At 63.3% G+C, this 24,712-nt stretch carries 25 protein-coding genes; 5 read left to right on the top strand and 20 right to left on the bottom strand.

Translation table 11 applies throughout. The annotated features are described in order from the left end of the window. Window positions 1–43 precede the first annotated feature (43 nt). Window positions 44–1,054, bottom strand: a complete 1,011-nt coding sequence (gene hemB / locus LLY24_RS16670) for a porphobilinogen synthase (protein WP_259037440.1) — start codon at window positions 1,052–1,054, stop codon at window positions 44–46. Window positions 1,055–1,203: 149 nt separating this feature from the next. Here hemB and elbB point away from each other — a divergent pair, with 149 nt between their 5' ends. Then, the gene (elbB, locus tag LLY24_RS16665; protein WP_259037439.1) at window positions 1,204–1,863 is read left to right on the top strand and encodes an isoprenoid biosynthesis glyoxalase ElbB; all 660 of its coding nucleotides are present in this window, start codon (window positions 1,204–1,206) and stop codon (window positions 1,861–1,863) included. A 107-nt stretch (window positions 1,864–1,970) separates the two neighbouring features. On the opposite strand, the gene tatC is transcribed toward elbB, so the two are convergent. The 13 genes from tatC to LLY24_RS16600 form a co-directional block, all read right to left on the bottom strand. After that, window positions 1,971–2,774 carry a twin-arginine translocase subunit TatC gene (gene tatC / locus LLY24_RS16660; RefSeq protein WP_259037438.1) on the bottom strand — a complete coding sequence of 268 codons (804 nt, stop codon included), beginning with the start codon at window positions 2,772–2,774 and terminating at the stop codon, window positions 1,971–1,973. Continuing rightward, window positions 2,771–3,262 carry a Sec-independent protein translocase protein TatB gene (tatB, locus tag LLY24_RS16655; RefSeq protein WP_259037437.1) on the bottom strand — a complete coding sequence of 164 codons (492 nt, stop codon included), beginning with the start codon at window positions 3,260–3,262 and terminating at the stop codon, window positions 2,771–2,773. Before tatB ends, tatC begins: the two co-directional genes overlap by 4 nt. 3 nt (window positions 3,263–3,265) lie before the next feature. Next, on the bottom strand, window positions 3,266–3,526 hold the full coding sequence (gene tatA, locus LLY24_RS16650) for a Sec-independent protein translocase subunit TatA (protein ID WP_259037436.1): 261 nt from the start codon (window positions 3,524–3,526) through the stop codon (window positions 3,266–3,268). 77 nt (window positions 3,527–3,603) lie between these two features. Then, complete coding sequence (locus LLY24_RS16645; RefSeq protein WP_259037435.1) at window positions 3,604–3,972, bottom strand: phosphoribosyl-ATP diphosphatase; 369 nt, start codon at window positions 3,970–3,972, stop codon at window positions 3,604–3,606. A 42-nt stretch (window positions 3,973–4,014) separates the two neighbouring features. Next, window positions 4,015–5,637, bottom strand: coding sequence for a ubiquinone biosynthesis regulatory protein kinase UbiB (ubiB, locus tag LLY24_RS16640; protein ID WP_259037434.1), 1,623 nt, complete (start codon window positions 5,635–5,637; stop codon window positions 4,015–4,017). Continuing rightward, window positions 5,634–6,278, bottom strand: coding sequence for a ubiquinone biosynthesis accessory factor UbiJ (locus tag LLY24_RS16635; RefSeq protein ID WP_259037433.1), 645 nt, complete (start codon window positions 6,276–6,278; stop codon window positions 5,634–5,636). The genes ubiB and LLY24_RS16635 overlap by 4 nt, the downstream gene beginning before the upstream one ends. A 7-nt stretch (window positions 6,279–6,285) precedes the next feature. Continuing rightward, entirely contained in the window at window positions 6,286–7,041 is a 756-nt protein-coding gene (gene ubiE / locus LLY24_RS16630; protein ID WP_259037432.1) for a bifunctional demethylmenaquinone methyltransferase/2-methoxy-6-polyprenyl-1,4-benzoquinol methylase UbiE, read from the bottom strand. A gap of 196 nt (window positions 7,042–7,237) precedes the next feature. Next, window positions 7,238–7,621, bottom strand: coding sequence for a gamma-butyrobetaine hydroxylase family protein (locus LLY24_RS16625; RefSeq protein WP_259037431.1), 384 nt, complete (start codon window positions 7,619–7,621; stop codon window positions 7,238–7,240). A 117-nt stretch (window positions 7,622–7,738) separates the two neighbouring features. After that, entirely contained in the window at window positions 7,739–9,061 is a 1,323-nt protein-coding gene (gene hslU / locus LLY24_RS16620) for an ATP-dependent protease ATPase subunit HslU (RefSeq protein ID WP_259037430.1), read from the bottom strand. A gap of 10 nt (window positions 9,062–9,071) precedes the next feature. Then, the gene (gene hslV / locus LLY24_RS16615) at window positions 9,072–9,605 is read right to left on the bottom strand and encodes an ATP-dependent protease subunit HslV (RefSeq protein ID WP_259037429.1); all 534 of its coding nucleotides are present in this window, start codon (window positions 9,603–9,605) and stop codon (window positions 9,072–9,074) included. Between the two features lie 238 nt (window positions 9,606–9,843). Then, window positions 9,844–10,578: an SPOR domain-containing protein gene (locus tag LLY24_RS16610; protein ID WP_259037428.1), complete on the bottom strand. Its 735-nt coding sequence runs from the start codon at window positions 10,576–10,578 to the stop codon at window positions 9,844–9,846. A gap of 3 nt (window positions 10,579–10,581) precedes the next feature. Beyond that, window positions 10,582–12,267 carry an arginine--tRNA ligase gene (gene argS, locus LLY24_RS16605; protein ID WP_259037427.1) on the bottom strand — a complete coding sequence of 562 codons (1,686 nt, stop codon included), beginning with the start codon at window positions 12,265–12,267 and terminating at the stop codon, window positions 10,582–10,584. A gap of 133 nt (window positions 12,268–12,400) precedes the next feature. Then, window positions 12,401–14,638, bottom strand: a complete 2,238-nt coding sequence (locus tag LLY24_RS16600) for a primosomal protein N' (RefSeq protein ID WP_259037426.1) — start codon at window positions 14,636–14,638, stop codon at window positions 12,401–12,403. 210 nt (window positions 14,639–14,848) lie between these two features. Here LLY24_RS16600 and rpmE point away from each other — a divergent pair, with 210 nt between their 5' ends. Then, on the top strand, window positions 14,849–15,064 hold the full coding sequence (gene rpmE, locus LLY24_RS16595; protein ID WP_259037425.1) for a 50S ribosomal protein L31: 216 nt from the start codon (window positions 14,849–14,851) through the stop codon (window positions 15,062–15,064). Between the two features lie 426 nt (window positions 15,065–15,490). Continuing rightward, window positions 15,491–16,765 (top strand): malic enzyme-like NAD(P)-binding protein, encoded by a 1,275-nt coding sequence (locus LLY24_RS16590; protein WP_259037424.1) that lies wholly within the window; start codon window positions 15,491–15,493, stop codon window positions 16,763–16,765. On the opposite strand, the gene LLY24_RS16585 is transcribed toward LLY24_RS16590, so the two are convergent. Continuing rightward, complete coding sequence (locus LLY24_RS16585) at window positions 16,750–17,574, bottom strand: acyl-CoA thioesterase (protein ID WP_259037423.1); 825 nt, start codon at window positions 17,572–17,574, stop codon at window positions 16,750–16,752. The genes LLY24_RS16590 and LLY24_RS16585 overlap by 16 nt on opposite strands. Window positions 17,575–17,670: 96 nt before the next feature. On the opposite strand from LLY24_RS16585, the gene tadA reads away from it, so the two are divergent. Then, the gene (gene tadA, locus LLY24_RS16580) at window positions 17,671–18,126 is read left to right on the top strand and encodes a tRNA adenosine(34) deaminase TadA (protein ID WP_259037422.1); all 456 of its coding nucleotides are present in this window, start codon (window positions 17,671–17,673) and stop codon (window positions 18,124–18,126) included. 79 nt (window positions 18,127–18,205) lie between these two features. Further along, a complete protein-coding gene (locus LLY24_RS16575; RefSeq protein ID WP_259037421.1) occupies window positions 18,206–18,754 on the top strand; it encodes a sterol desaturase family protein in 549 nt (182 codons plus the stop codon). Here the strand turns inward: LLY24_RS16575 and crtB are convergent. From crtB to fni, 5 genes are read right to left on the bottom strand one after another with little or no spacing between them, the layout of a single operon-like run. Then, complete coding sequence (crtB, locus tag LLY24_RS16570) at window positions 18,681–19,622, bottom strand: 15-cis-phytoene synthase CrtB (protein ID WP_259037420.1); 942 nt, start codon at window positions 19,620–19,622, stop codon at window positions 18,681–18,683. The two genes, LLY24_RS16575 and crtB, sit on opposite strands and share 74 nt — an antisense overlap. After that, on the bottom strand, window positions 19,619–21,100 hold the full coding sequence (locus LLY24_RS16565; protein ID WP_259037419.1) for a phytoene desaturase: 1,482 nt from the start codon (window positions 21,098–21,100) through the stop codon (window positions 19,619–19,621). The genes crtB and LLY24_RS16565 overlap by 4 nt, the downstream gene beginning before the upstream one ends. Then, on the bottom strand, window positions 21,093–22,301 hold the full coding sequence (gene crtY, locus LLY24_RS16560; RefSeq protein WP_259037418.1) for a lycopene beta-cyclase CrtY: 1,209 nt from the start codon (window positions 22,299–22,301) through the stop codon (window positions 21,093–21,095). The genes LLY24_RS16565 and crtY overlap by 8 nt, the downstream gene beginning before the upstream one ends. Next, entirely contained in the window at window positions 22,298–23,581 is a 1,284-nt protein-coding gene (locus tag LLY24_RS16555) for a glycosyltransferase (protein ID WP_259037417.1), read from the bottom strand. The genes crtY and LLY24_RS16555 overlap by 4 nt, the downstream gene beginning before the upstream one ends. Next, window positions 23,578–24,639, bottom strand: coding sequence for a type 2 isopentenyl-diphosphate Delta-isomerase (fni, locus tag LLY24_RS16550; protein ID WP_259037416.1), 1,062 nt, complete (start codon window positions 24,637–24,639; stop codon window positions 23,578–23,580). The genes LLY24_RS16555 and fni overlap by 4 nt, the downstream gene beginning before the upstream one ends. Window positions 24,640–24,712 lie beyond the last annotated feature (73 nt).

Genomic DNA, 24,712 nt, shown 5'->3' with positions numbered 1-24,712 from the left:
ACAGTTCGATGTCATCGAACTGTCATACAAGCGGATGCCAAGGTTAAGCGTCGCGCAGAAGCCTTGCCGCTTCAACGGCAAAGTAGGTGAGGATGCCGTCGGCCCCGGCGCGTTTGAAGCACATCAGTGATTCGAGCACGATGGCGTCGCGATCGAGCCAGCCGTGATCGAAGGCGGCGCAGTGCATGGCGTACTCACCGCTAACCTGGTAGGCGAAGGTCGGTACCTTAAGCTCCTCCTTGACCCGGCGGACCACGTCGAGATAGGGCATCCCTGGCTTGATCATCACCATATCGGCGCCTTCGCTGATGTCGAGGGCGACTTCGTGGATGGCCTCGTCGCTGTTGGCCGGGTCCATCTGGTAGGTGCGCTTGTCGGCCTTGCCCAGATTGCCCGCCGAACCGACGGCATCGCGAAAGGGGCCATAGTAGGCCGATGCGTACTTGGCGCTATAGGCCATGATGCGCACGTTGTGCAGGTTATCCTGTTCGAGCACCTGACGAATAGCGCCGATACGACCATCCATCATATCGGAGGGGGCCAGGACATCGGCGCCTGCCTCGGCGTGGGAGAGCGCCTGCTTGAGCAGGGTATCTACCGTGCGGTCATTCTGTACGTAGCCGTGCTCGTCGAGAATGCCGTCCTGGCCGTGGCTGGTGTAGGGGTCAAGCGCGACATCGGTGATGATGCCAAGATCGGGTAACGCGGCCTTGAGCGCGCGTACGCTGCGCTGGATAAGGCCGTTGGCGCTATAGGCTTCTTCGGCAAGCTCACTTTTGTGCTCGGGACCGACCACCGGAAACAGCGCTAGCGCCGGAATGCCCAGCGCCACGGCCTCGCGAGCGGCCTCGATCAATAGATCGATGGAGAGGCGCTCGACGCCCGGCATCGAAGGAACGGCTTCGCGCTGGTTGTCGCCTTCGAGCACGAATACCGGCCAGATCAGATCGGCGGGGGTGAGCGTGGATTCGCGCATTAGGCGGCGCGAAAAGTCGTCGCGGCGCATCCGGCGCATGCGCGTGGCGGGAAACAGGCGGGGGGTAAGCGTGCTCAAGAGAATCTCCAAATTACGCGTGAACGTCTGGCTTGAGTATATCAGCCCTGACGGAGTGCAGCGAAAGGCACCTTGTGGGCCGGGGAGAGACTGTTCTAAAGTGAGCGACGGTCGTGCCATGGGCGCGGCACTTCGACAAGGAGAACGACATGACCAAGCGGGTAGCCGTCATTTTGGCCGGTTGCGGCGTGTTCGATGGATCGGAAATCTACGAAACCACGCTGACGCTGCTGCGTCTTGACCAGTTGGGTATCGAATACCGCTGCTTTGCGCCCGATATCGAGCAGCATCACGTCATCGACCACCGTACGCAAGAGGTGAGCGAAGGGGAGGTGCGCAACGTGCTGACGGAGTCGGCGCGGCTGGCGCGCGGAGACGTTAGCGCGCTTGACGAGCTCAGCGCCGATGACTTCGATGCCGTTTTCGTGCCCGGCGGCTTTGGGGTGGCCAAGAACCTTTCCGACTTCGCCGAAGCGGGCGCCGAAGCGAGCGTCTTCGAACCGCTCAAGACGGCGCTGGCGGGCTTTCTCACCGAGGGTAAACCTATCGGCATGATGTGCATTGCGCCGGCTCTGGTACCGCGCCTTTTGGGTGAAGGCATTGCTGTCACGGTAGGAAACGACCCTGGTGTTTCAGGGGCGATCAGTGCCATGGGCGGGCTGCACCGCAGCTGCGGCGTCGATGACATCGTGGTCGACCTCGAACACCGCGTCGTTACCACGCCAGCCTATATGCTGGCGACGCGCTTGAGCGAAGCCGCTACGGGCATCTTTAAGCTGGTCGATCGCGTCGATGAGATGATGGCCTAGACGCGGTACGCGGGCTTGGTGAGCATTAGTAACACCGTAAAAAAGCCGCCAGCACCTAGGTGCTGGCGGCTTTCGACATATTAAGTGGCGGCGTTTTAAGTGGCCGCTTAGGCCGACTCTTTTTCTGCTTCGCGCGCCTGCTCGTCGCGGCGCTTGCGCACTAAGCGGCCAAACAGCAGCCCAATCTCGTAGAGTAGGTACATCGGCACCGCTAGCAGGCTCTGGGAGATGACGTCTGGCGGGGTGAGCAGCATGCCGATGATAAAGCAGCCCAAAAAGATGTAAGGGCGCTTTTTCGACAGGCTCTCCACCGTAGTGGCGCCGGAGAGAATCAGCAGGAAAGTGGCAATCGGAATCTCGAAGGCCACGCCGAAGGCAAAGAAGAGCTTCAAGACGAAGTTCAGGTACTGGTTGATGTCGGTCATCACCGCAACGTTCTCTGGGCCCGTTTGGGTAAAGAACGCGAACAGCAGCGGAAAGACCACGTAGTAGGCAAAGGCCGCACCGCCATAGAACAGCACCACGCTCGACACCAGCAGCGGGAATGCCAGCATTTTCTCGTTTTCATACAGCCCAGGGGCAACGAAGGCCCAGGCCTGGTGCAGCACGAAGGGAATGGCGATGAACACCGCCACTACCAAGGTGAGCTTGAAGGGGGCGAGAAACGGCGAGGCCACTTCGGTCGCGATCATCTGCGAGCCTTCGGGCAGAAGCGCCATCAGGGGCTTGGCAACGAAGGTGTAGATGTCGTTGGAGAAGGCGTAGAGCGCCAAAAAGACCACCACGATCACCACCACCGAGCGCAGCAGCCGTGAGCGCAGCTCGATCAAGTGCTCGATGAGCGGGGCCTGCGGAGGTTCGTTTGGGGTGTTGCCGGGGCGTGAATCGAGAGGATCGCCAGTGCTGCTCATCGGGGATCGCTTTCCTTGTGGGACGAAGACTCTGAGGGCGGCGTCGACGTGGTTTCAGGAGGCGTTTCACGCAGTTGCTCGAGCGCCTCATCGACGTGAGCCGAGGCGTTGGCAGCCTGGGCGGCCGTTTCTGGCGCCACCTTGGCCGCTGTATCGGGCTGCGTGTCGGCTTTTGCGTCGTTCGTTGCGCCATCTGCTGCATTAGCCGAAGGCGCGCGTCTGGCGGGTGCCTCGGTGATGCGCTCCATGTCGCGCTTGGCCTTGGTCAGGCTATCGTCGAGCTTTTTCTGCTGTTCGTTGAGCTTCTGGCGCAGCTCTTCCGCTTCGAGCTGGGCGCTGATCTCGCGCTGCATTCCGGATATCGTACGCTTGATCTTGCCGACCCAGAGCCCGGCGGTTCGCGCCGCGCGCGGCAGCCGCTCGGGGCCGAGCACGAGCAGCGCGACGACGCCGATGAGCATTAACTCGAGAAAACCGATATCCAGCATGGCTTACTTGCGCTCTTCGCGCGCGTCGACGTCCTTGGCTTCGGCCTGGACATCGTAGGTGTTGCCCGGCTCCTGGTGGCCAACTTTGGCCTGCGGGTCGGCCTTCTTCTCTTCGTCTTTTTCGTCCTCGTGCATGGCGCTCTTGAAGCCTTTGACCGCGCCACCGAGATCGGTACCGACGTTACGCAGCTTCTTGGTTCCAAAAATCAGGATGATGATGCCGAGCACGATCAACAGTTGCCAAATACTGATGCCACCTAACATATGCGTTTCCTCGCGGGTTCGAAGCGTTCGGTTATGAAAATCGGGGTGTGTTGCGGGTATTAAGGAGGCCAAAGTCCCTAGGGCGACGTCGTGCGCATTGCCTTTTCGGCGTGGCCCGAGAGGCCAAATCGCCGCGCCAGCTCCTTGAGTACGTCCTCGTGATCGAGATCCAGGTGCGACAGCATGACCAGGCTATGAAACCACAGGTCGGCGGTTTCGGCGACCAGCGCCTGACGCTCGGCCTCGCTGCCGTGCTCAGCGTCCTTGGCGGCGAGCAGGGTTTCGGTTGCTTCTTCGCCCACTTTTTCGAGAATCTTGTTGAGCCCCTTGTGGTGCAAGGAGGCAACATAGGAAGACTCGGGAGCGGCGTTGCGGCGATGACGTAACACTTCCCCCAGGGCATCCAAAACGGTGGCGCTCTGCGCAGGCGTGGAGGGCGTATCCATAAGACTCCTTTTACAACGTTGGGCAGGGCGGTGCAACGGCGCCTACTGCCACACTAGCAGTAACAGGCCAATCGCGCCTGCGACGAGTACCGGCCACTGCTGCGCGGCGATCCAAGGCCCCAGCGTCTGCCAGGCAAGGGCGCCAGCAAGTAGTAATAGGCCGATGCGCAGACGCTGGTGACGCTTGCCGCGGGCGTCGAATTCGGCGCGCATGCTATCGACTGCTTTGGCCTGAAGTTGGCGTTGGCGCTGCTCCTGCTCCATGCGCGTCAGCGCCTGATGGGCGAGCACGGGAAGTTCGGGCAACTGATGCGAAAGCTCGGGCGCCTGGCGCTTGAGCGACTCCCAGAAGCCTTTGACCCCGGCACGCTCTTTCATCCACTGTTCGAGAAAAGGTTTGGCGGTGCGCCAAAGGTCAAGATCGGGGTAGAGCTGGCGGCCCAGCCCCTCGATATGCAGCAGGGTTTTTTGCAGCAGCACGAGTTGAGGCTGTACTTCCATGTTGAAGCGCCGCGCGGTTTGGAAAAGCCCCAGCAGCACCTGGCCGAAAGAGATGTCTTTGAGCGGTTTTTCCAAAATGGGCTCGCAGACGGTACGTACCGCCGCGGCGAACTCGTTGGCGCGGGTGTTTTCGCCCACCCAGCCCGACTCTATGTGTAGTGCCGCGACCTCGTAATAATCCTGATGGAAGAAGGCCAAGAGGTTGCGCGCCAGATAATCCTGATCTTCACGGGTCAGGCTGCCGACGATGCCGCAGTCGATGGCGATGTACTGCGGGTCTTCCGGGTCGTCACAGTTGACGAAGATATTGCCCGGGTGCATGTCGGCGTGGAAGAAGTTATCGCGAAATACCTGAGTGAAGAAGAGTTCCACACCGCGCTCGGCGAGCTTCTTCAAATTGGTGCCGCGCGCGGTCAAGCTCTCCATGTCGGCGACCGGAATGCCGCGAATGCGCTCTTGTACCATGACCTGGCGCCGGGTGTAGGGCCAGTAGATAGTGGGCACGAACAGCAGCGGCGAATCCTTGAAGTTACGCTTGAGCTGAGAGGTGTTGGCGGCTTCCTTGTAGAGGTCGAGCTCGTCGAACAGCGTTGCTTCGTAGTCGCGAATCACCTCGACCGGGCGCAGGCGCTTGGCCTCGGGGATCTTGGCAAAAAGCTTGGCGGCCTGGTACATCAGCGCCATGTCCTGACGCATGATGCGCTCGATGCCCGGGCGGATGATTTTCACCACCACGTCTTCGCCGGTGTGCAATCGCGCAGCGTGGACTTGAGCGATCGATGCCGAGGCGAGCGGCGCGCGCTCGAACTCGGCGAAGGCCTCGGCGAGGGTCATTTCGAGGGCTTTTTCCAAGCGCTCGACGGCCAGCTCCCCCGGGAAGGGGGGCACCTGGTCCTGCAGGCGGCGAAGCTCGTTGGCGATGTCGTCGGGCAGTAGATCGCGTCGGGTCGAGAGCATCTGGCCGAACTTGACGAAGATCGGCCCCAGCGACTCGAGCGCCAGACGTAGACGCTCGCCGCGCGAGCGCTGGCCCACCGGTAACCAGCGAAACGGCAGCAGCGGCATGAGCAAGCGCAGCCAGAGCGGCAGGCGCTCGACCGGCACCAGAGTATCGAGGCGGTAGCGAGCAACGATCCAGAGGATCTTGAACAGACGCAGGCTCATTGTGACCGCTCCTGGGCGCGCAGAAGGCGCTGGTGCAGATGCTTCAAGCGTGCTTCCAAGCGGTCGGTGGCGATTTCGAGCTCGGTCAGGTGATCGCGCAGAATGTCGCGCTGCTGACGCCCGGGAAGCAGACGCGCCTCCTCGAAGACGTACTCCGCGATATCTTGCATCAGCTCATCGTGAGCGCGCAGGCCAAAGCGCGCCACGCGGCGCAGGCCCTCGGCCAGCGAGTGAGCGGGCAGAGGACCCAGCAAGCGGGCAAGCTCGTTTTCCCAGTCGAGATCGAGATCGGTCAGCAGTTCGCGGGTCGCTTCCAGCAGGTGGATGCGCCCGCGCACCGAGAGACGCCCCTCGAACATCAAACGCTCGAGGCTGCTGCCACTAAGCCACGCCGAAAGCGTTTCGGGGCAGAGCTCGACCACTGCGTCGACTTCACTCTCCTCGACCTCGTCACCGCGTAGAAGATCGAGCCCCTGGGCGTTGTAATGAATTACCAGGTGAAGGTCGGGGCGCTCGAAACGAATCAGCAGGCGCTGTCCCGCCAGCGCCTGTAGGCGCGCGGGAGCGGCGGGGTCGCGCGCGAGCAGAGCATTGAGCGTACGTTCGCCACCGGCCAGCAGCAGGGTCGGGGTTACCAGCATGCCCACCTCACAGCTTGATGCCGCGGTGTAGGGCGACGATGCCGCCGGTCATGTTGGTGTATTCCACCCGCTCGAGCCCCGCAGCCTCCATCATCGCCTTGAGCGTCTCCTGATCCGGGTGCATGCGGATCGACTCGGCGAGATAGCGGTAGCTTTCGGCGTCGCTGGCGATCAGTTGGCCCATGCGCGGCAAAAAGCGGAAGGAGTACTCGTCGTAGGCCTTCGATAGCAGCGCATTGGGTGGCTTGGAGAATTCGAGCACCAACAGGCGCCCGCCCGGCTTGAGCACGCGGGTCATGGAGCGCAGCGCGGCGTCTTTATCGGTGACGTTGCGCAGGCCAAAGGCGATGGTGATGCAGTCGAAGCTGTTGTCGGGAAATGGCAGGCACTCAGCGTTGGCCTGGACGTACTCGACGTTGCCGCCAACGCCGTTGTCCATTAGCTTGTCGCGGCCGACCTTGAGCATCGAGGCGTTGATGTCGGCGAGAACGACCTTGCCGCGAGGACCGACCAGACGCGAGAACTTGAGCGTCAAATCGCCCGTCCCCCCCGCGATGTCGAGCACCTGATGGCCCGGGCGCACGCCTGCGCGCTCGATGGTGTAGCGTTTCCAGATACGGTGAATACCCATCGACATCACGTCGTTCATGATGTCGTAGCGTGCAGCGACCGAGTGGAAGACATCGGCAACGCGCGAGGCTTTCTCGTCGACCGGCACTTCCTGGTAGCCGAAGTGGGTGGTGCGCTTGTCTGAGGGGCTCATGGGGCTCTGGCTCCCGAATTCGAGGCGGTGACCGCCGACGCCAGCACGGGCGCCGACACGTTCATCTGCTGCGCGCGTGTTGCGGCTCGCTAAGTGTGGGTCGCATTGTAGCCTTGTCGCCCCGGCTTGTCTCTGACCGGTCTCAGGAAACGGGCCTGACTAGGCGCAACAGCACGAATCAGACGAGGCTAAAACGCTACAACTGCTTGAACTGAATACCGGCGGGGTCGCGCGAGGCGCCCGCGTCGGCTAAGCGCTCGAGATAGTTGGCCCAGTAGGTGTCCTGATGCTTGGCCAGATCGAAAAGGTAGTTCCAACTGAACAGGCCGCTATCGTGACCATCGTCAAAGTGTAGCTTCAGGGCGTAGTTACCCGCCTGGGAAATATCGAGCAGCCCAACGTCGCGCTTGCCTACCTGGAGCACGGCGCTTTCGCCGCCGTGGCCGCGCACCTCCGCCGACGGCGAATAGACGCGTAAGAGCTCGATCGGCAAACGGTAGCTATCGCCCGTGGCGTAGCTAAGCTCGAGCAGCCGCTGGCCCTTGTGGTAGTGAACGCGCGTGGGGGTCGGGCTATCCATGAAAAGCTCCCAAGAGGTGTGCGGTGAGCAAAGCATAGCGCCTGGGCGCGATCGGTTTACCGGTCGCGCCCAGGCCGACGAGGGACGGTCCTTAGCAATACCGACTAAAGACGTCGCCTATAGAATATAGCGCGACAGATCCTCGTCCACCGCCAACTCGCCGAGCTGAGCATTGACGTAGGCAGCGTCGATGACAAGCGGGCTATCCATGTCGCCACCCTTGAACGAGGCCTCTTCCAGCAGGCGCTCCATCACGGTGTGCAAACGTCGTGCGCCGATGTTCTCGGTGCCCTCGTTGACCTGCCAGGAGATCTCGGCGATGCGCTCGATGCCGTCGGCAGTGAACTCGATATCCAGCCCTTCGGTGGCCAAAAGTGCCTGATACTGCTTGGTCAGCGAGGCCGAAGGCTCGGTAAGGATGCGCTTGAAGTCGTTGGGGGTGAGGGCATCGAGCTCGACACGGATCGGCAAGCGGCCCTGCAGCTCCGGGATCAGATCCGACGGGCGTGACAGGTGGAAGGCACCCGAGGCGATGAACAGGATATGGTCGGTCTTGACCATGCCGTACTTGGTCGATACCGAGGAGCCCTCGATCAGCGGCAGCAGGTCGCGCTGTACGCCCTCGCGGGAGACCTCGCCACCGCTGGACTGCCCGCTGCCCTTGGCGACTTTATCGATCTCGTCGAGGAAGACGATGCCGTGCTGCTCGACCGCTTCGACGGCGCGCGCCTTGATCTCCTCCTCGTTGACCAGCTTGCCCGCCTCTTCGTCGCGCAGCAGGGTCAGGGCTTCTTTGACGGTGACGCGACGACTTTCGCGCTTCTGCTGACCCATGTTGGAGAACATGCTCTGCAGCTGGCTGGTCATCTCCTCCATACCCGGCGGGGTCATGATATCGATGCCCGGCGTCTGGGCGGTGACTTCGATGTCGATCTCTTTGTCGTCGAGCTGGCCTTCGCGCAGCTTCTTACGAAACGACTGGCGCGTACCGCTTTCATCGCGCGGTTTGTCTTCCTGGCCGCGCGGTGGCGGCAGCAAGGCGTCGAGTACGCGGTCTTCGGCGGCGTCCTCGGCGCGATGACGAACCTCGACCTTGGCCTGTTCACGCACCATCTTGATCGCGGCTTCCATCAGGTCGCGAATGATCGACTCGACGTCGCGACCCACATAGCCCACCTCGGTGAACTTGGTCGCCTCGACCTTGATGAAGGGGGCGCGAGCGAGCTTGGCCAAGCGCCGGGCAATTTCGGTCTTGCCCACGCCGGTGGGGCCGATCATCAGGATGTTCTTCGGCGTCACCTCGGGACGCAGGGCGTCGTCGAGCTGCATGCGCCGCCAACGGTTGCGCAGGGCAATGGCCACGGCGCGTTTGGCATCCTGCTGGCCGATGATGTACTGGTCCAGCGCGTGGACGATTTCGCGGGGAGTCATCTGGGTCATGTGCGTGGCCTTAGCGGTCGTTGATGTTCAGCTCTTCGAGCGTGACGTGATGGTTGGTGAACACGCAGATGTCACCGGCGATTTGCAGCGATTTCTCGGTGATTTCGCGGGCCGAAAGTTCGGTGTTCTCCAGCAGCGCGCGGGCGCTGGCCTGGGCAAAGTTGCCGCCCGAGCCGATGGCGATGATGCCGCGCTCGGGCTCCACCACGTCACCGTTGCCGGTGATGATCAGCGAGGCGCTATGGTCGGCCACGGCGAGTAGAGCTTCGAGACGGCGCAGGGCGCGGTCGGTGCGCCAGTCTTTGGCGAGCTCCACGGCGGCTTTGGTCAGATGACCCTGATACTTTTCGAGCTGCGCTTCGAAGCGCTCGAAGAGGGTGAAGGCGTCGGCCGTGCCGCCAGCGAACCCGGCAAGCACCTTGCCACGGTAGAGGCGACGCACCTTGCTGGCGTTGCCTTTCATCACGGTGTTGCCAAGCGATACTTGGCCGTCGCCGGCGAGGGCTACCTGGTCGCCACGGCGTACGGAAACGATGGTGGTCATGGAGAATACTCCTTGAGGGGAGGCGAGCTCCCGATGACGGGTGGCGCGAAATGCAGCTCAAAGCACGGGTAACGCAGTACGACCCAAGCGCGTTGGCAGGTGAAAGTGACAAGGCCGTGCTTTCGCTCATCGCGCCGATGTAAAAGCGGTTGCCCAACAAAATGCGGGCGGTCGATGAAAAATCAACCGCCCGCATCACTTGTCGCCGTGAAAAGCTCAATAAAGGCTCAGTAAAAACTCAGTTTTGTAGCTGAATCAACAGCGGTTCGATGCCTTGCGTGGTCATCAAATCCTGCGCCCGGTTGAGCTCGCGGGTGTCTTCGTAGGGGCCCACCTGGACGCGGTGCCAGGTATTGCCCCCCGCCTGCACTTCGGTGATTTGAGCTAACAGGCTCAGGTTGCGCAGCCGTCCGCGCAGCTGCTCGGCATCGGCCAGATCGCGAAACGAAGCGGCCTGAAGCATGTAGCGGGTGTTGTTAGCGGGCTGCGCCGGTGCGGAGGCGGCCGCAGGAGGGGACTCGGCCGTCGCCGCGCGCTCTTCCGGCCGCGTATTGGCGGCGATCACCTGGGCGATGGGATCGTCCTCAGCGGTATCGCTGCTGCTCGCGCTATCATCGCTGCTCGACGCGGTGATCTCCGGGCGGTTGACCTCGGAGGGCAGTACACCGCCGGGGGCGATGACCTCGGTTTCCGGCAGCAGGGTGTAGAACTCGAAGGTCGGCATGCTCGGCTGGCTGCCGCCACTCTGTTCACCGCCACCGCTCGGTTTGGGTAGCACCGTCGCTTGGGGCGTCTCGTCGGGGCGCTCCTGCCAGGGTGCGGTGCCGTTTTGATGATGGGCGAGGAAGAACCCCGCCGCGACGCCAACGATGCCCCAGACGACGCCGGGAATGCGAAAACCGCCGCTTTTGCGCGGCGCGCGACGTTGGGTGGTGGCACCGCGACGCGAAGGTTTCTTGCGTTGGCCTGCCATGGCTTACATCTCCTCGGGGGCGCTCACACCCATTAGATCCAATCCGTTGCGTAGTACCTGACGCGCCGCGAGGCCAAGCGCCAGGCGGGCATTGCGTACCGCGTCGTCGTCGACCATCACCTTGACCGCGTTGTAGCAGGTGTGGAAGTCACCGGCGAGATCGAGCAGGTACTGGGCGATTTGCTGGGGCTCGCGGTTCTTCGCCGCGTGCTCGACCACTTCGGGGTAGCGCGCCAGGCGATTGAGCACGGCTTTTTCCTGGTCGCTATCGAGCAGGGCAAGATGGCTCATGGCCAGCGCATGATCGAAGCCTTGGCCTGCCTCTTCGGCCTTGCGCAGAATGCTGCACACCCGCGCATGCGCGTACTGAACGTAGTAGACCGGGTTGTCGTTGGACTGCGAGCGTGCCAGATCGATATCGAAGGTCAACTGGGAGTCGGCGCGGCGCGCGGCCAGGAAGAAGCGCGTGGCGTCGCGGCCTACCTCGTCGATCAGGTCGCGTACCGTCACGTAGCTACCGGCGCGTTTGGAGAGTTTCACCTCGACGCCGGAGCGCGTCACCATGACCATCTGGTGCAGCACGTAGTCGGGCCAGCCCTGGGGAATGCCCACGCCCAGCGCCTGGAGCCCGGCGCGTACGCGGGTCACGGTGGAGTGGTGGTCGGCACCCTGTTCGTTGATCACGCGGGTGAAGCCGCGCTGCCATTTGTCGAGGTGGTAGGCAACGTCGGGCAAGAAGTAGGTGTAGCCGCCTTCGCGTTTGCGCATGACGCGGTCTTTGTCGTCGCCAAAGTCGGTGGTGCGCAGCCACAGCGCGCCGTCCTGCTCGTAGGTGTGGCCGTTGTCGACCAGCATCTTGACCGTCGCCTCGACCTTGCCTTCGGCGTAGAGCGAGGATTCGAGAAAGTAGACGTCGAACTCGACGCCGAAGGCCTTGAGGTCCAGGTCCTGCTCGCGGCGCAGCCACGCTACGGCAAAGGCCTGGATGGCGTCGAGATCGTCGGGGTCGGCTTTGGCGGTAACTTCGCGATCGTCGGCGGTCACCGTCTTGCCCGCCAGGTAGTCGGTGGCGACATCGACGATGTAATCACCGCGATAACCATCCTCGGGCCAACTGTCGTCGTCAGGCCCTAAGCCTTTAGCGCGTGCCTGCACCGAGCGGGCGAGGTTGCTGATCTGGGCGCCGGCGTCGTTGTAGTAGAACTCGCGGGTAACGTCGAAACCGGTGGCTTCCAAGAGGCGGCAGAGGCAGTCGCCGATGGCAGCGCCGCGACCGTGCCCCACGTGCAGCGGGCCGGTGGGGTTGGCGGAAACGAACTCGACCTGCACTTTCTCGCCCTTGCCGATCAGGCTGCGGCCAAAGGCGTCGCCGCTATCGAGAATCTGAGCGACGATTTGGGCGGCGGCATCGGCGGCGGCAAAGAAGTTGATGAAGCCGGGCCCGGCGATATCGGTCTTCTGGATCGCGTCGCTTGCGGGAAGGGCTGCGACCAGCGCCTCGGCCAGCGCGCGCGGATTCATTCCCGCCGGTTTGGCCAGCATCAGCGCGAGGTTGGTGGCGTAGTCGCCGTGCGCCTTATCCTTGGTCGGGTCGACCTTGATGGTGGGGTTGGCGTCGCTTGGCAGCACGCCCTGTTGCTTGAGGGCGGCAACGGCGCCGTCGAGCAGCGTGATAATCGTGTCTTTCATCATTCAATGTCCGGATAACGTCGGTGGCGGCGTGTGCAGGCTTTGCTGCCACGAGGCAGGCGCGCAAAGCGGTCATTATCGGCAATTGGCCGCCAGTTTCAAAGCGCTGTCGCCAAAGCGCCGCGAGTAAGCATCAGCTCAGCGTCTGCGGGTCGATATCGATCGACCAACGTACCTTGCGCGCCTCGCGGTGCGCATCGAGCCACTGCACCAGCCAGTTGGCCGCCGCATGGAGCTGGCTGCGGCGCTCGGCGGTGAGCATCAAATGGAGGTGGTAGCGATTCTGGCGGCGCTCCATCGGCGCCGGTACGGGCCCAAGGCAGAAACAGTCAGCGCTTTGAGGGTTTGCCAGCCACTCGCGTAGCGCCGCCGCCGCTTCCTGGATCAGCGCCGTAGCGGCCTCCTCGCGCGGGCTTTCCACGCGCAGCAGGGCCATGAAGCAAAACGGCGGTAGCTTCGCCTGGCGGCGTTCGTCGAGCAGGCTACGCGCCAGCGCCCCGTAGCCGTGCTCGGCCAGAAGTCCCAGGTGGGGATCGTCCGGGTGTAGCGTTTGGACCAGTACACGTCCTGGGTCGGCGGCCCGCCCGGCGCGTCCGGCGACCTGTTCGAGCAGTTGAGCGCTATGTTCCAGGGCGCGAAAGTCGGCGGCATACAGACCGCCATCGGCGTTGATCACCACCACCAGGGTGACATGGGGCAGGTGATGCCCTTTGGCCAGCATCTGTGTGCCGACCAACAGACTCGCTTCGCCGCGATGGATCTCCTTGAGCATCTGCTCGAAGCTATCCTTGCGCCGCGTACTGTCGCGGTCGATGCGGTAGATCGGCGTCTTGGGAAACAGCGACTGCAGCGTCTCCTCGGTGCGCTCGGTGCCAGCGCCGAGCGCGCGCAGGTCGGCGCTACCGCACTCGGGGCAGGCATCTGGCAAGGCGCGGCGGCTATCGCAGTGGTGGCAGGCGAGCAGCGAGGGCTGGCGGTGCAGGGTCATGCGCGCATCGCACTGCAGGCAGTCGGCGGTCCAGCCGCAGGCGTGACAGGCAAGCGTTGGGGCAAAACCGCGACGGTTGATGAACACCAGTACCTGTTTGCCCGCCGCCAGCGTGGCCTTGATGGTGCGCAGGGTGATAGGCAGTAGCCCGCCTTGGGTCGGTTGGTGGCGTAAATCGACCAGCTCCAGCTTGGCCGGGGGATGGACGCTGGCGCGCTGGGTGAGGCGCAGATGGCGGTAACTTCCCGATAGCGCCTGATGAAGGCTCTCTAGCGACGGCGTAGCGCTGCCCAGCAGCAGCGGAATTTGGTGATGGTGGGCGCGGGCCACGGCCAGGTCGCGGGCGTGGTAGCGCAGGTTGTCCTGCTGCTTATAGGAGCCGTCGTGCTCCTCATCGACGATGATGGCGCCGGGGTTGGCCAGAGGGGTGAAGATGGCCGAGCGGGTGCCGATGATGATCAGCGCTCGGCCGTCGGCCGCCGCCTCCCACACGTCCAGGCGCTCGGCATCGCTAAGCCCCGAGTGCAGGGCCAGTACCGGTACTTTGAAGCGGCTGCGAAAGCGCGCCAGCGTCTGCGGGGTCAGGCCAATCTCGGGTACCAGCACCAGCGATTGACGCCCTTTGGCGGCCACGGCTTCGATCAGCTGCAAATAGACCTCGGTCTTGCCGCTACCGGTGACGCCTTCGAGCAGACAGGGGTGGAAACGCTCGAGCCCTTCGTGAAGCGCTGCCAGCACCACCGCCTGCTCACGATTGAGCGGCAGCGCCGGGGTGGCGAGAAGGTTGCCTCCCTGCAGCGCGGGCGCGGCGAGCGTCACCTCCTCGAAGCGGGCCAATCCCTTTTTTTCTAGCCCCAACAGGGCATCGCGGGGAAAGCCGTGGGCGCTGATCGCGCGTGCAGCAAGGCCGTGGGGGTGCTGGCGTAGTAGCTCGAGCAGCGCGGCCTGACGCGGCGCGCGGGCAAGAGACGTCTCATCAACCCCCGCATTGGCATGCCACAGCCGCTGGGTGCGCCCGGCCATGGGGTGGCCCTGGCGCAGCCGCGCGGGCAGGGCGTGATGCAGGGTGTCGCCTAAACCGTGTTGGTAGTAGCGCGCGGCGAAGCGACACAGCCATAGCCAGTCGGTGGGCAGCGGCGCCTCGTCCAGCACCTCGCTCACCCGGCGCAGTTGCGTCAGCGGCAGGGCGCTGGTGGCCGCCTGCTCGACGATGACGCCAACCACCTCGCGCCGACCGAAGGGCACACGTACGCGAAGCCCCGGCTGCCACCCGCAGGCAGGGGGCGTCGCGCTGGGCAGGTAGTCGAACAGCCGCCGCAGCGGGGAGGGCAGGGCAACGTTGAGGATGCCTGCGGGCGGGGCTGAAGAAAAGGCGTCGGGCAATTGGCCTCCAATAACCAAGCTGCTATAATACGCGGCCGCTTCGATCTGTGCCTTGCAAGCTGGGTTTTAAGAACTTGGTTTTAAAAACCAAGCTTTAAAAACTCAAGGCGCGCAAGGTGGTCGAAGTAATAACCGGTTAGTGTCTCTAATCCCGTATGCGGTGCCTGGCAGATGATCAGGTGGCGGCATACAGCTTCAGTGAGGTTCGAAATGAAACAAGCAATTCACCCGAATTACAACACGGTCACCGCAACCTGCTCTTGCGGCGCAAGCTTCCAGGTAGGCTCCACCTCTGGTGAAGACTTCAACCTGGATGTGTGCTCCAACTGCCACCCGTTCTACACCGGCAAGCAGAAGCAAGCGACCACCGGTGGCCGCGTAGAGCGCTTCAACAAGCGTTTCGGTGCGGCGATCAAGCGCGGCTAATCTGGCCCTGCGATAGCGCTGTACTTCTTCCAGCTCTCAGCTGGGGGGATCCAAAAGAGACCCGCGCCTTGGCACGGGTCTCTTTTTTGCAACGCATTTTTACCCAGCGACCTCTCTTTTTAGTTTATCCCCGCCTCTGTTTTTCTTCCTGTCGCTAATGGCCCTTGTCTTGGCGTCTTTTCTTTAGACGTTTTCCTGAGCTGATGGAAATTTTTTCCAAAAATGCTGCGCTGCATCTATAAGCTTGCCATTATGGCTAGGACTTAAAGCTATAAGTTTCTCTAAATGGTAAGTAAATGTAGCTATCGTGAAGCTAACGAGCGGGATAGGTCGGCTTGGTGTCTAAGTTGACTGCGTCCTTGAGCAGGCGGGGCTTTTTCTATATTCTGAGGCGACATACTCTACTTTAGGCTAATGGAATATACCATGACGGACGCAAGCAAGCAGGCAGCGCTGGACTATCACGCCAAGCCGATTCCCGGGAAACTCTCGGTCGAGCTAACCAAGCCAACGGCAACGGCACGTGATCTGGCGTTGGCCTATAGTCCGGGTGTGGCCGAGCCTGTGCGTGAGATCGCTCGCGATGCAGAAAACGCCTACCGCTATACCGGTAAGGGCAATCTGGTCGCGGTAATCTCCGATGGCAGCGCGATTCTTGGCCTCGGCAACCTGGGCCCGCTTGCCAGTAAGCCTGTCATGGAAGGTAAAGGCGTTTTGTTCAAGTGCTTCGCTGGTATCAACTCGGTGGACATCGAAGTAGACGCCGAGAGTCCCGAAGCCTTCATCGATACCGTGGCGCGCATTGCCGATACCTGGGGCGGTATCAACCTCGAAGACATCAAGGCGCCCGAGTGCTTCGAAATCGAGAAGGCGCTGATCGAGCGCTGCAGCATCCCCGTCTTCCATGATGATCAGCACGGCACCGCCATCGTGACCGCTGCGGGCATGCTCAATGCCTTGGAGATCGCGGGTAAAACCATCGATAGCGTACGTATCGTCTGCATGGGCGCGGGAGCGGCCGCCATCGCCTGCATGCGGCTATTGATCGCCTGTGGGGCCAAACGCGAAAATCTGGTGATGCTCGACCGTCGTGGCGTGATTCACACCGGGCGCGAAGGCATCAACGACTACAAGGCCGAGTTTGCCGTCGATACCGACATGCGCACCCTGGACGATGCCATCGAAAATGCCGACGTCTTCATTGGCCTTTCAGGTCCAGGGCTGCTCTCGGCCGATCAGGTTAAGCGCATGGCCGCCGACCCGGTTATTTTCGCCTGCACCAACCCCGACCCGGAGATCCATCCAGACGTCGCCAAAGCGGCGCGCCCCGATGTCATCATGGCCACCGGGCGCTCCGACTTCCCCAATCAGGTCAACAATGTCCTGGGCTTTCCATTCCTCTTCCGTGGGGCGCTCGATGTCCGCGCTACGCGCATCAACGAGGCCATGAAGCTTGCCGCCGTGCACGCGCTCAAGGACCTTGCTCGCGAGCCGGTACCCGAGGCAGTGCTTGCCGCCTACGAAGGACGCGACATGCGCTTTGGCCGTGAGTACATCATTCCCACGCCGGTCGACGTACGCCTGCTCGAGCGCGTTTCTTCAGCGGTCGCCCAAGCGGCGGTGGACTCGGGCGTGGCGCGTAAACCCTACCCTGCCCACTACCCGCTGAAGACCATCGACGACGTCTACGGCGCGTGCTGATAGCGCGTTAGCCCCTCCTGCGCGGTGGAGGCGATCAAGCGTCCATCGCGGCTATAGATCTGGCCCCGGGCAAGCGCCCGGGCGTCGCCTGCCCAGGGCGAATCGATGACGTAGAGCAGCCAGTCGTCTAGGCGGGTATCGTCGTGCAGCCACAGCGCATGGTCGAGGCTCGCGATGCGTAGCTGCGCATCGCCAAAGGCAATGCCGTGGGGCACGAGGCTCGTGGTCAGCAGGTTGAAGTCCGAAGCGTAAGAGAGCAGGTGGCGATGCAGCGCCAAGGTGTCGGGAAGCGCGCCACCGGCAAAGCGAAACCATAGGCACTGCCCGGCAGGCTGACCACCGGCGGGATTACCCGGCAGGTGCAGGAATTCGATCGGATGGTTGGGAAAGCGCGAGCGCTTGGCCTCGCCGCTGGCGAGTAGCGCTTCCGGGCTTGCCACCTCAGGCATTTCGCGCTGGTGAGTAATGCTTGCCTCGCGGGCGTGAAACGAGGCGCTGCAAAAAAAGATCGGTCGCCCTTTTTGAATGGCGGTCACTCGGCGGGTGGTGAAGCTGCCGCCGTCGCGAACGTTATCGACCTGGTAGACCACCGGCCGGTGTGGGTCGCCCGGGCGCAAAAAGTAGCCATGTTGGGAGTGCGCGCGGCGATCTTCCGGCACGGTATAGGTGGCCGCCGCTAGAGCTTGCCCCAGCACTTGGCCACCGTATAGCTGTGGCAGCCCCAGATCCTGGCTCTGACCACGAAACAGCGTCTCCTCCAGCGGTTCCAGTTCCAATAACGCTACCAGCGTGTTCAGCGCATCGCTCATTCTCGGTATCCTATGGCCTTTGGGTGCCTTGGCACCTACGTTCATACGGTCGTTTGTCGATCATTGTCAGTGCGTAACTTAGCGGAGTTAGCGCCCATGCGCAGCGACGAGTTTTACATGCACCGCGCGCTCGATCAGGCGCATTTGGCCTTTGCAGCGGGTGAAGTGCCGGTCGGCGCCGTGGTGGTGGACGCCGCAGGCGATATCGTTGCCGCTGCGCACAACGCACCGATTGGCAGCTGTGACCCCAGCGCCCACGCCGAGGTTCGCGCCCTACGCGAGGCAGGAAGAACGCTTGGCAACTACCGCCTCGACGGCTGTACGCTCTACGTCACCCTGGAGCCGTGCATGATGTGCGCTGGCGCCATCGTTCATGCGCGTTTGGCGCGGCTTGTTTACGCCGCCGCCGAGCCGCGCACCGGCATGGTCGAATCCAAAGCCAATCTGCTCGCCCAGCCCTGGTTCAACCACCACGTTGAGGTCACCTCTGGCGTACTGGCCGCGCCGTCGAAAAAGCTCTTGAAAGCGTTCTTTGCTGCGCGACGCAGCTAAACCGCACCGAGTGTCCTTTGCTTGTCGATTGCGCCCGAACCTGCCAGATTGAGTGACGACCCTGCCCGTAGGAGAGCCGATGCTCGCGCTGATCAATACGCTGATTGTGCTGTTCACCATTGCCGCCATGGAAGTGGTCGCCACGCTTGCGCACAAGTACATCATGCACGGCTGGGGATGGAGCTGGCACCGCTCGCACCATCGGCCCAGGCGCGGCTGGTTCGAGCGTAACGACCTGTATGCCGTGGTGTTCGCGCTGCTTGCCATCGTGCTGATCGCGCTCGGGGCTACGGTGGGCGTTTGGCCTCTGCAGTGGGTCGGCGCGGGGATGACCGCCTACGGCGTCATCTACTTCGTGCTTCACGATGGTTTGGTGCATAAGCGCTGGCCGTTTCGCTACATTCCCCGGCGCGGCTACCTCCAAAGGCTCTACCAAGCGCACCGATTACACCACGCGGTGAAAACCCGCGAGCAGGGCGTCTCTTTCGGGTTCATCTACGCGCCGCCGGTCAAAACACTACAGGCAACGCTGCGCGCTCGGCGCGATCAACGCCTTAGCGCGGACGCTGCCACAGCGAAGGATCGCGCGCAGGCGCCAGACGAGAGTGTCGAGAAGCCAGCGCGCTGACGCCCGCACTCGCGACTAAGCCCATTTTCTCAAACTTGCCGGTGCCTTGGCGACCGTCCCAGGCGTGTACGCCTTTGGCCCTCACCTTGACGCCGATCTGGCGGTAGACCTTTAGTGCCGATGCGATTGCCCAGGCCGAGCGCAGCGGTAAGGCGCGAAAGCCCTCCCGCGCCGAGGCGTAGTAGGGTTCGGCGGTAGCGAGTAGCCGTGCGGCCAGACGTGCCACACGCTCGCGCTCGCTGGGGTCGAACAGGACGCTGTGAGCCCTCTCTGCGGTAACGTTCTCCTCTCTCAGCCACTCGGCTGGCAGGTAGCAGCGCCCGGCCTGGGCGTCCTCGACGAGATCGCGAGCGATATTGGTCAATTGAAAGGCAAGACCGAGATCGCAGGCGCGGTCCAGCACCTTTTCATCGCGCACGCCCATGACCCGCGCCATCATCAACCCCACCACGCCCGCCACGTGATAGCAGTAGCGCAAGGTGTCATCAAGGCGCTCATAGCGCACGTCACGCACGTCCATGGCAAAGCCTTCGAGGTGATCGAACGCTTGCGAAGGGGGAATGTCGTGGGCCAGGGCGACTTCCTGAAAGGCAGCAAAGGCGGGCGATGCCATGGGCTCGCCCTGGTAGGCGCGCTCTGTCTGCGCCTTGAGCGCCGCTAGACGCTGCTCGGCGGGTGTGGCGTCTAAAGGCGCAGTGCCAAACCCCAGTGCCTGGCCATCGATGACGTCGTCGCAGTGGCGACACCAGGCGTAGAGCATCAGCGCGCTGCGCCGCGTGTCGGGATCGAAAAGCCGTGCGGCGGCGGCGAAGCTCTTCGAGCCCACCGCCATGGTATGGGTGGCGTGGTCGAGTAGGGCTTCGCTCATGGGGCCAACTGCTCCAGCATTAGCCCCGCCGTGGCTTTGGCCGAGCCGATCACGCCGGGAATACCGGCGCCGGGATGAGTGCCTGCGCCAACGAGGTAGAGATTATGCAAGCGGCTATCGCGGTTGTGCGGACGAAACCAGGCACTTTGCGTCAGGATGGGCTCGACCGAGAAGGCCGACCCCAGATGCGCGCCGAGCTGGTCGCGAAAATCGAACGGGGTGAACATGCGATGGGTCACCAGCTGGCTACGCAGCCCCGGCATGTAGTGCTGTTCGAGATAGTCGAAGATGCGCTCGCGTAGGCGCGGTCCCTCCACTTCCCAATCAAGGGCAGCGGTGCCCAGGTGCGGCACCGGCGCGAGCACGTAGTAGCTGCCGCAGCCGGGCGGGGCGAGCGAAGGGTCGGTCACGCAGGGGGCGTGCAAATAGAGCGAGAAATCTTCGGCGAGGCCGTCGCGATGGAAGATCTCGTCGATCAGCTCGCGATAGCGCGGGCCGAAACAGACGGTGTGGTGGGCGAGCTGGGTGTGGTGATGGTCGAGCCCGAAGTAGAGCACGAAGAGCGAGTTGCTCATCCGTTTGCGCTTGAGCGAGCGCGCCCTGGCTGCCCCGACGCGATGGTGACCGAGCAGTTTCTCGTAGGTGTGCACCACATCGGCATTGGAGGCTACCGCGTCGGCCTCGATGCGCCGCCCATCGGCAAGGGTTACCGCCTGGATGCACTGGCCGCTTGCCTCGATGCGCGCCACCTCAGCGTTGAGCTCGATGCTGCCGCCAAGATCCTCGAACAGCTTGACCAACCCCTGCACCAGCGCACCGGTACCGCCGCGCGGAAACCACACGCCCCATTCGCGCTCGAGGGCGTGGATTAGCGTGTAGATCGAGGAGGTGGCGAAGGGGTTGCCGCCGACCAGCAGCGAATGAAACGAAAACGCTTGGCGTAGATGCTCGTCTTCGATGAAGGAAGAAGCCATGCCATAGACGCTGCGCCACGCCTTGAGCCGGGTGAGCTGGGGGGCGGCGCGGAGCATGTCGCGAAACGATAGAAACGGCACCGTGCCTAGGTTGAGGTAGCCCTCCTCGAACACCGCCTTGGAGTAGTCCAGAAAACGCCGGTAACCCTCGACGTCGCGGGGGTTGAAGGTGGCGATCTGGCGTTCGAGCGCGTCTTGATCGTTGGCGTAGTCGAACACCTGCCCCGACTCCCAGCAGAGGCGATAGAAGGGGGTCACGGGGAGCAGTTCGACGTAATCCTCCATGCGCTTGCCCGCGAGGGTAAAAAGCGCCTCGATAGCGCTGGGGTCAGTGATGACGGTGGGCCCGGCATCGAAGGTAAATCCCTGCTCTTCATAGACGTAGGCGCGCCCGCCAGGCTTGTCGCGACGTTCGAGCAGCAGTGTCGGTACGCCCGCTGCCTGCAAGCGAATGGCCAGCGCCAAACCGCCAAAACCGGCGCCGATGACGATCGTTTTACTCATGATGAAAGGCTCGCAGCCGAGGGGTTCGTTTGAGGGCGGCCTGCATGGCCTCGCCCAGGGGTACCGGTGGCTTGCCGCTAAGCAATCGGGCTTTATCGGCAAGCGTGAGCTGGCCGGCGTAGAAGCGCGCGATCAAGCCATCGTTCAAGGTGTAGAAGCGCTGCATTACGCGCCAGCGCTGCTCGGCAGGCCCGGCGAGAAACAGCATGCGGTTGAGCAGGCGGAAAAAACGCTGCGTTTGCCAGTGAGCCTTCGCATGGCGCTGGATCAAGGCCGCTAGCGTCGCCGCGTCAAAAGAGGGGGGCTTGGCAATCGCATCGGCCAGTGCCACCGCCTGGGGCAGCGAGTAGCCTGTGGTGGCATGAAAGAGCCCTGCGCGCAGGCCGCTGACCGGTTGATTGCCGTGGGCCTTCCAGAAAGCGCTGATGTCACCGGTCAGGGTGATCGGCAGCGTGCCCTGCTCTTCGCGTTCGAGCGTTTTAAGCATCCAGCCCTGGGCATTTGCGTAGTGGGTGATGTTGGCGCGTGCAGTGGGTACATCCAGCGCGTCGGCGTCGATGTAGTGGGTGTCTTCGATCAGCAGGGTGTCCGCGCTTAGCGGCAAGGTGTAAACAAAGCGGTAGCCCGCGCCTTGCGCGACGCTGGCATCCATCAGCCGCGGACGAGTCAAGCCGTGGGGTGCTGCGAGCCGCCACTGCTGGCCGAGAAACGCCTGAGCGCCCACGGTGAGGTAGGGGCTTGGGTGGTAGCCGCGCCCATCGATCACGGCGCGGGCGCGAAGGGTTCGGCCATCCTCCAGCGTGACCTGCGTCGGCGTCAGTGCGGCAACCGGCGTAGCGGTCATAAGCCGCTCACCGAGTGCGGCTTCGAGCACGTCGGCAAAGCGCTCGGCGGTGACGCTTAGATAGTCATCCGGCAGGGTGCGGTTGAAATCGGGAAAGCGCACGTCGTAGCCCGACCAGCGGTGCGCGACCAGCGGCGCGAGCCAGGCGTGCTGATCGGCACTCACATCGTGCTGATGAAACGACCAGGTATGGTTACCCCCCGGTCGGGTATCGGACTCGATGACGCCGACGGTAAGCTCAGGACGGCACTGGCGCAGACGCCAGGCGATCAGGCCGTTGGCGAGCCCTGCGCCAACCAGCAGCATGTCGTACTCAATGCCATTACCAATGCAAGCTTCCTTTGCTGATGTGCTCATGCGGCCTCCTGCTCGACCGGACGATTTTGCCCGAGCGCGCGCTCGACGATGTTGGCCGCACGCTCGGCGCCTCCGGCTTGCGCCAGTGCTGCCTGCATCCGCGCAAGCCGCTGGCGATAGCCGGGATCACCAAGCAGCCGCTCTAAGTGAGCGGCCAGAGCGCGATGCGAGGCAAAGCGCGAGGCGCGCCGCCCTAGGCCGTGGTGGGCCACACGCGCCGCCACGCCCGGCTGATCAAAGGCCAGCGGCAGGGCGAGCATGGGCGTGGCGCTTTCGATGGCATCGACCACGGTATTGAGCCCGGCATGGGTGACGACCGCCTGCGCTTGGCGCAATACCCGAGGCTGGTCGACGCCGCCAACGACCGTCGTTGCGCCGATGGCTTCGAGACGCGCCGCCTGGGCCGGGCTCAGGCGGTGGCAGTGGGCCACCAGCAGGGGAGTATCGAGGCGGCGGCAGGCGTGGGCGATTTTGGCGAAAAGTCGTACGCGATGCCCCTGCAGGGTACCGAGCGAGGCAAACACGAACGGCTCTTCGGGCAGCGAGGGTGTCAAGGTCTTCACAATGGGGGCTGCGGGTAGGCGCAGCGGCCCCACGGCGTGAAAGTGCGTGGGCAGAGCGCGGCGCGGAAAATCGAACGCCGGGATGGTTTGACTGATCTGCGCCAGCGGCGATAGGCAGGCGTGAGCATGAGCATGAGCGCGGGCGGGCAGGCCGAACGCTTGCGCCCAGCGGGCGATGACCCGCCTCTGGGCGGCCATCAAACGGTCGTGAATTCGCTCGCTGACGGCGTACTTTTTCAGGCTTTGGGCATCATCGGCGTAGGCAAACGGCATGACCGGCAGCGGCATGCCGGGCTCGCGGTTGATCGGCAGGGCGCAGGCCACCGAGACGAAGGGAAGCGCCAGCGCCTCGGCGACGAGCCCGCCGGCTGGCTCCATCTGGTCGACCAGCAAACCGTCCACCTGCTGAGCGTCTAAGGCGGCGGGTAGGGTGCGACAGAGCATGTCGGTGGTCGTTGCCAGGGCACGAATGGTGCCGATGAGTCCAAAGCCCGACGGGTGCGCCAGCGTGGCATTGAGCTTCGCCAGGGTGCCCTCGCCGTGACTCTGCTGGCCGATGGCGTAAAAGCCGATGCGTGGGTCGTCGAGCAGCGCCCGGGCCTCGCCTTGCTGGAAAAACGTCACCCGGTGGCCGCGTTCGATGAGCCGCACGGCCAGCGCTTCGAACGCCTTGACGTGGCTATGCAGCGGCGGCGCGATGACGCCAAAGTGGCTCATACGCGCTCCCTGAAAAGAGGAGCTGCGTCAGTGCGGTACAGCGGTGCTCGCGACAGGGCGGCAAGATCGGCGCTGCCGGTACAAAAGCAGGCCACGCGCAGCTGCTCGATCACCTGCTCGAAGTGCGCCTTCACGGCCTCGCTCGACTCGGTAGCGCTACTCAGCACGGCAGCGGCCTGACCGACTAGGCGCGCCCCCAGCGCTAACGCCTTGGCCGCTTCGATGCCGTCGCGAATGCCGCCAGAGGCGATCAGGGGAGCCTCGGGGAGCGCTCGATGCAGCTCGGTGAGCGCCTGCGCGGTGGGGATGCCCCAGTCGGCGAAAGCCATGGCCAGGGCGCGGGCGTGGGGCGTGGCGGCGCGCTCTCCCTCGACCGCCGCCCAACTGGTACCCCCGGCCCCGGCGATATCGAGCATGGCGACCCCGGCATCAATGAGCTGTCGTCCTACGCTCACGGAAAGCCCAGCTCCCACCTCCTTGACCACCACCGGCACCTCGACGCTGGCGACGGTGCGCTCGATGGCCGCGAGAATGCCGCACCAATCGCGATCGCCCCCGCGCTGCAGGGCTTCTTGCAGCGGGTTGATATGCACGATGAGGGCATTGGCTTCTATCATCTCGACCGCCTGACGAGCGTAGGCGAGCCCGCGCTCGCTTTTGAGCTGGGCTGCCCCGAGGTTGGCCAGTAGGGGAATATCAGGGGCGAGCTGACGTAGTTCGCGGGTGAGCCCGGCGTTGGTGTCACCTTCGATGGCCACACGCTGCGATCCCACCCCCATGGCAAGCCCTAGCGCCTGGGCGGTTTCGGCAAGGTGGCGGTTGATCTGGGTCGCCCGGGCGGCCCCGCCGGTCATCGAACTGATCAATAGCGGCGCCCGCATGGCGCGACCAAACAGCGTTGTGGAAAGATCAATGGCGTCGAGATCGAGCTCGGGTAGCGCGCAGTGCTCGAAGCGCCAGGCATCGAAGCCGGTGGTGGCGTAGCGGGCGCGCTCGCCTGGGTGAAGCACGATATCCAGGTGGTCGTCCTTGCGCTGGGTCAGCTCCCGCTTGTCCATGCTCACTCCTGTGAATTAGGCGTATGGCGTGCTCGGTAATGAAAAAGGCCGTTCGAGGTTTCTGGCTATATCT

This window comes from Halomonas dongshanensis (genome assembly GCF_024790395.1).
GTDB classification, from domain to species: Bacteria; Pseudomonadota; Gammaproteobacteria; order Pseudomonadales; family Halomonadaceae; genus Vreelandella; species Vreelandella dongshanensis.
Note: the sequence above shows the minus strand (reverse complement) of the source record. Positions and strands in the feature narration are given on the sequence as shown.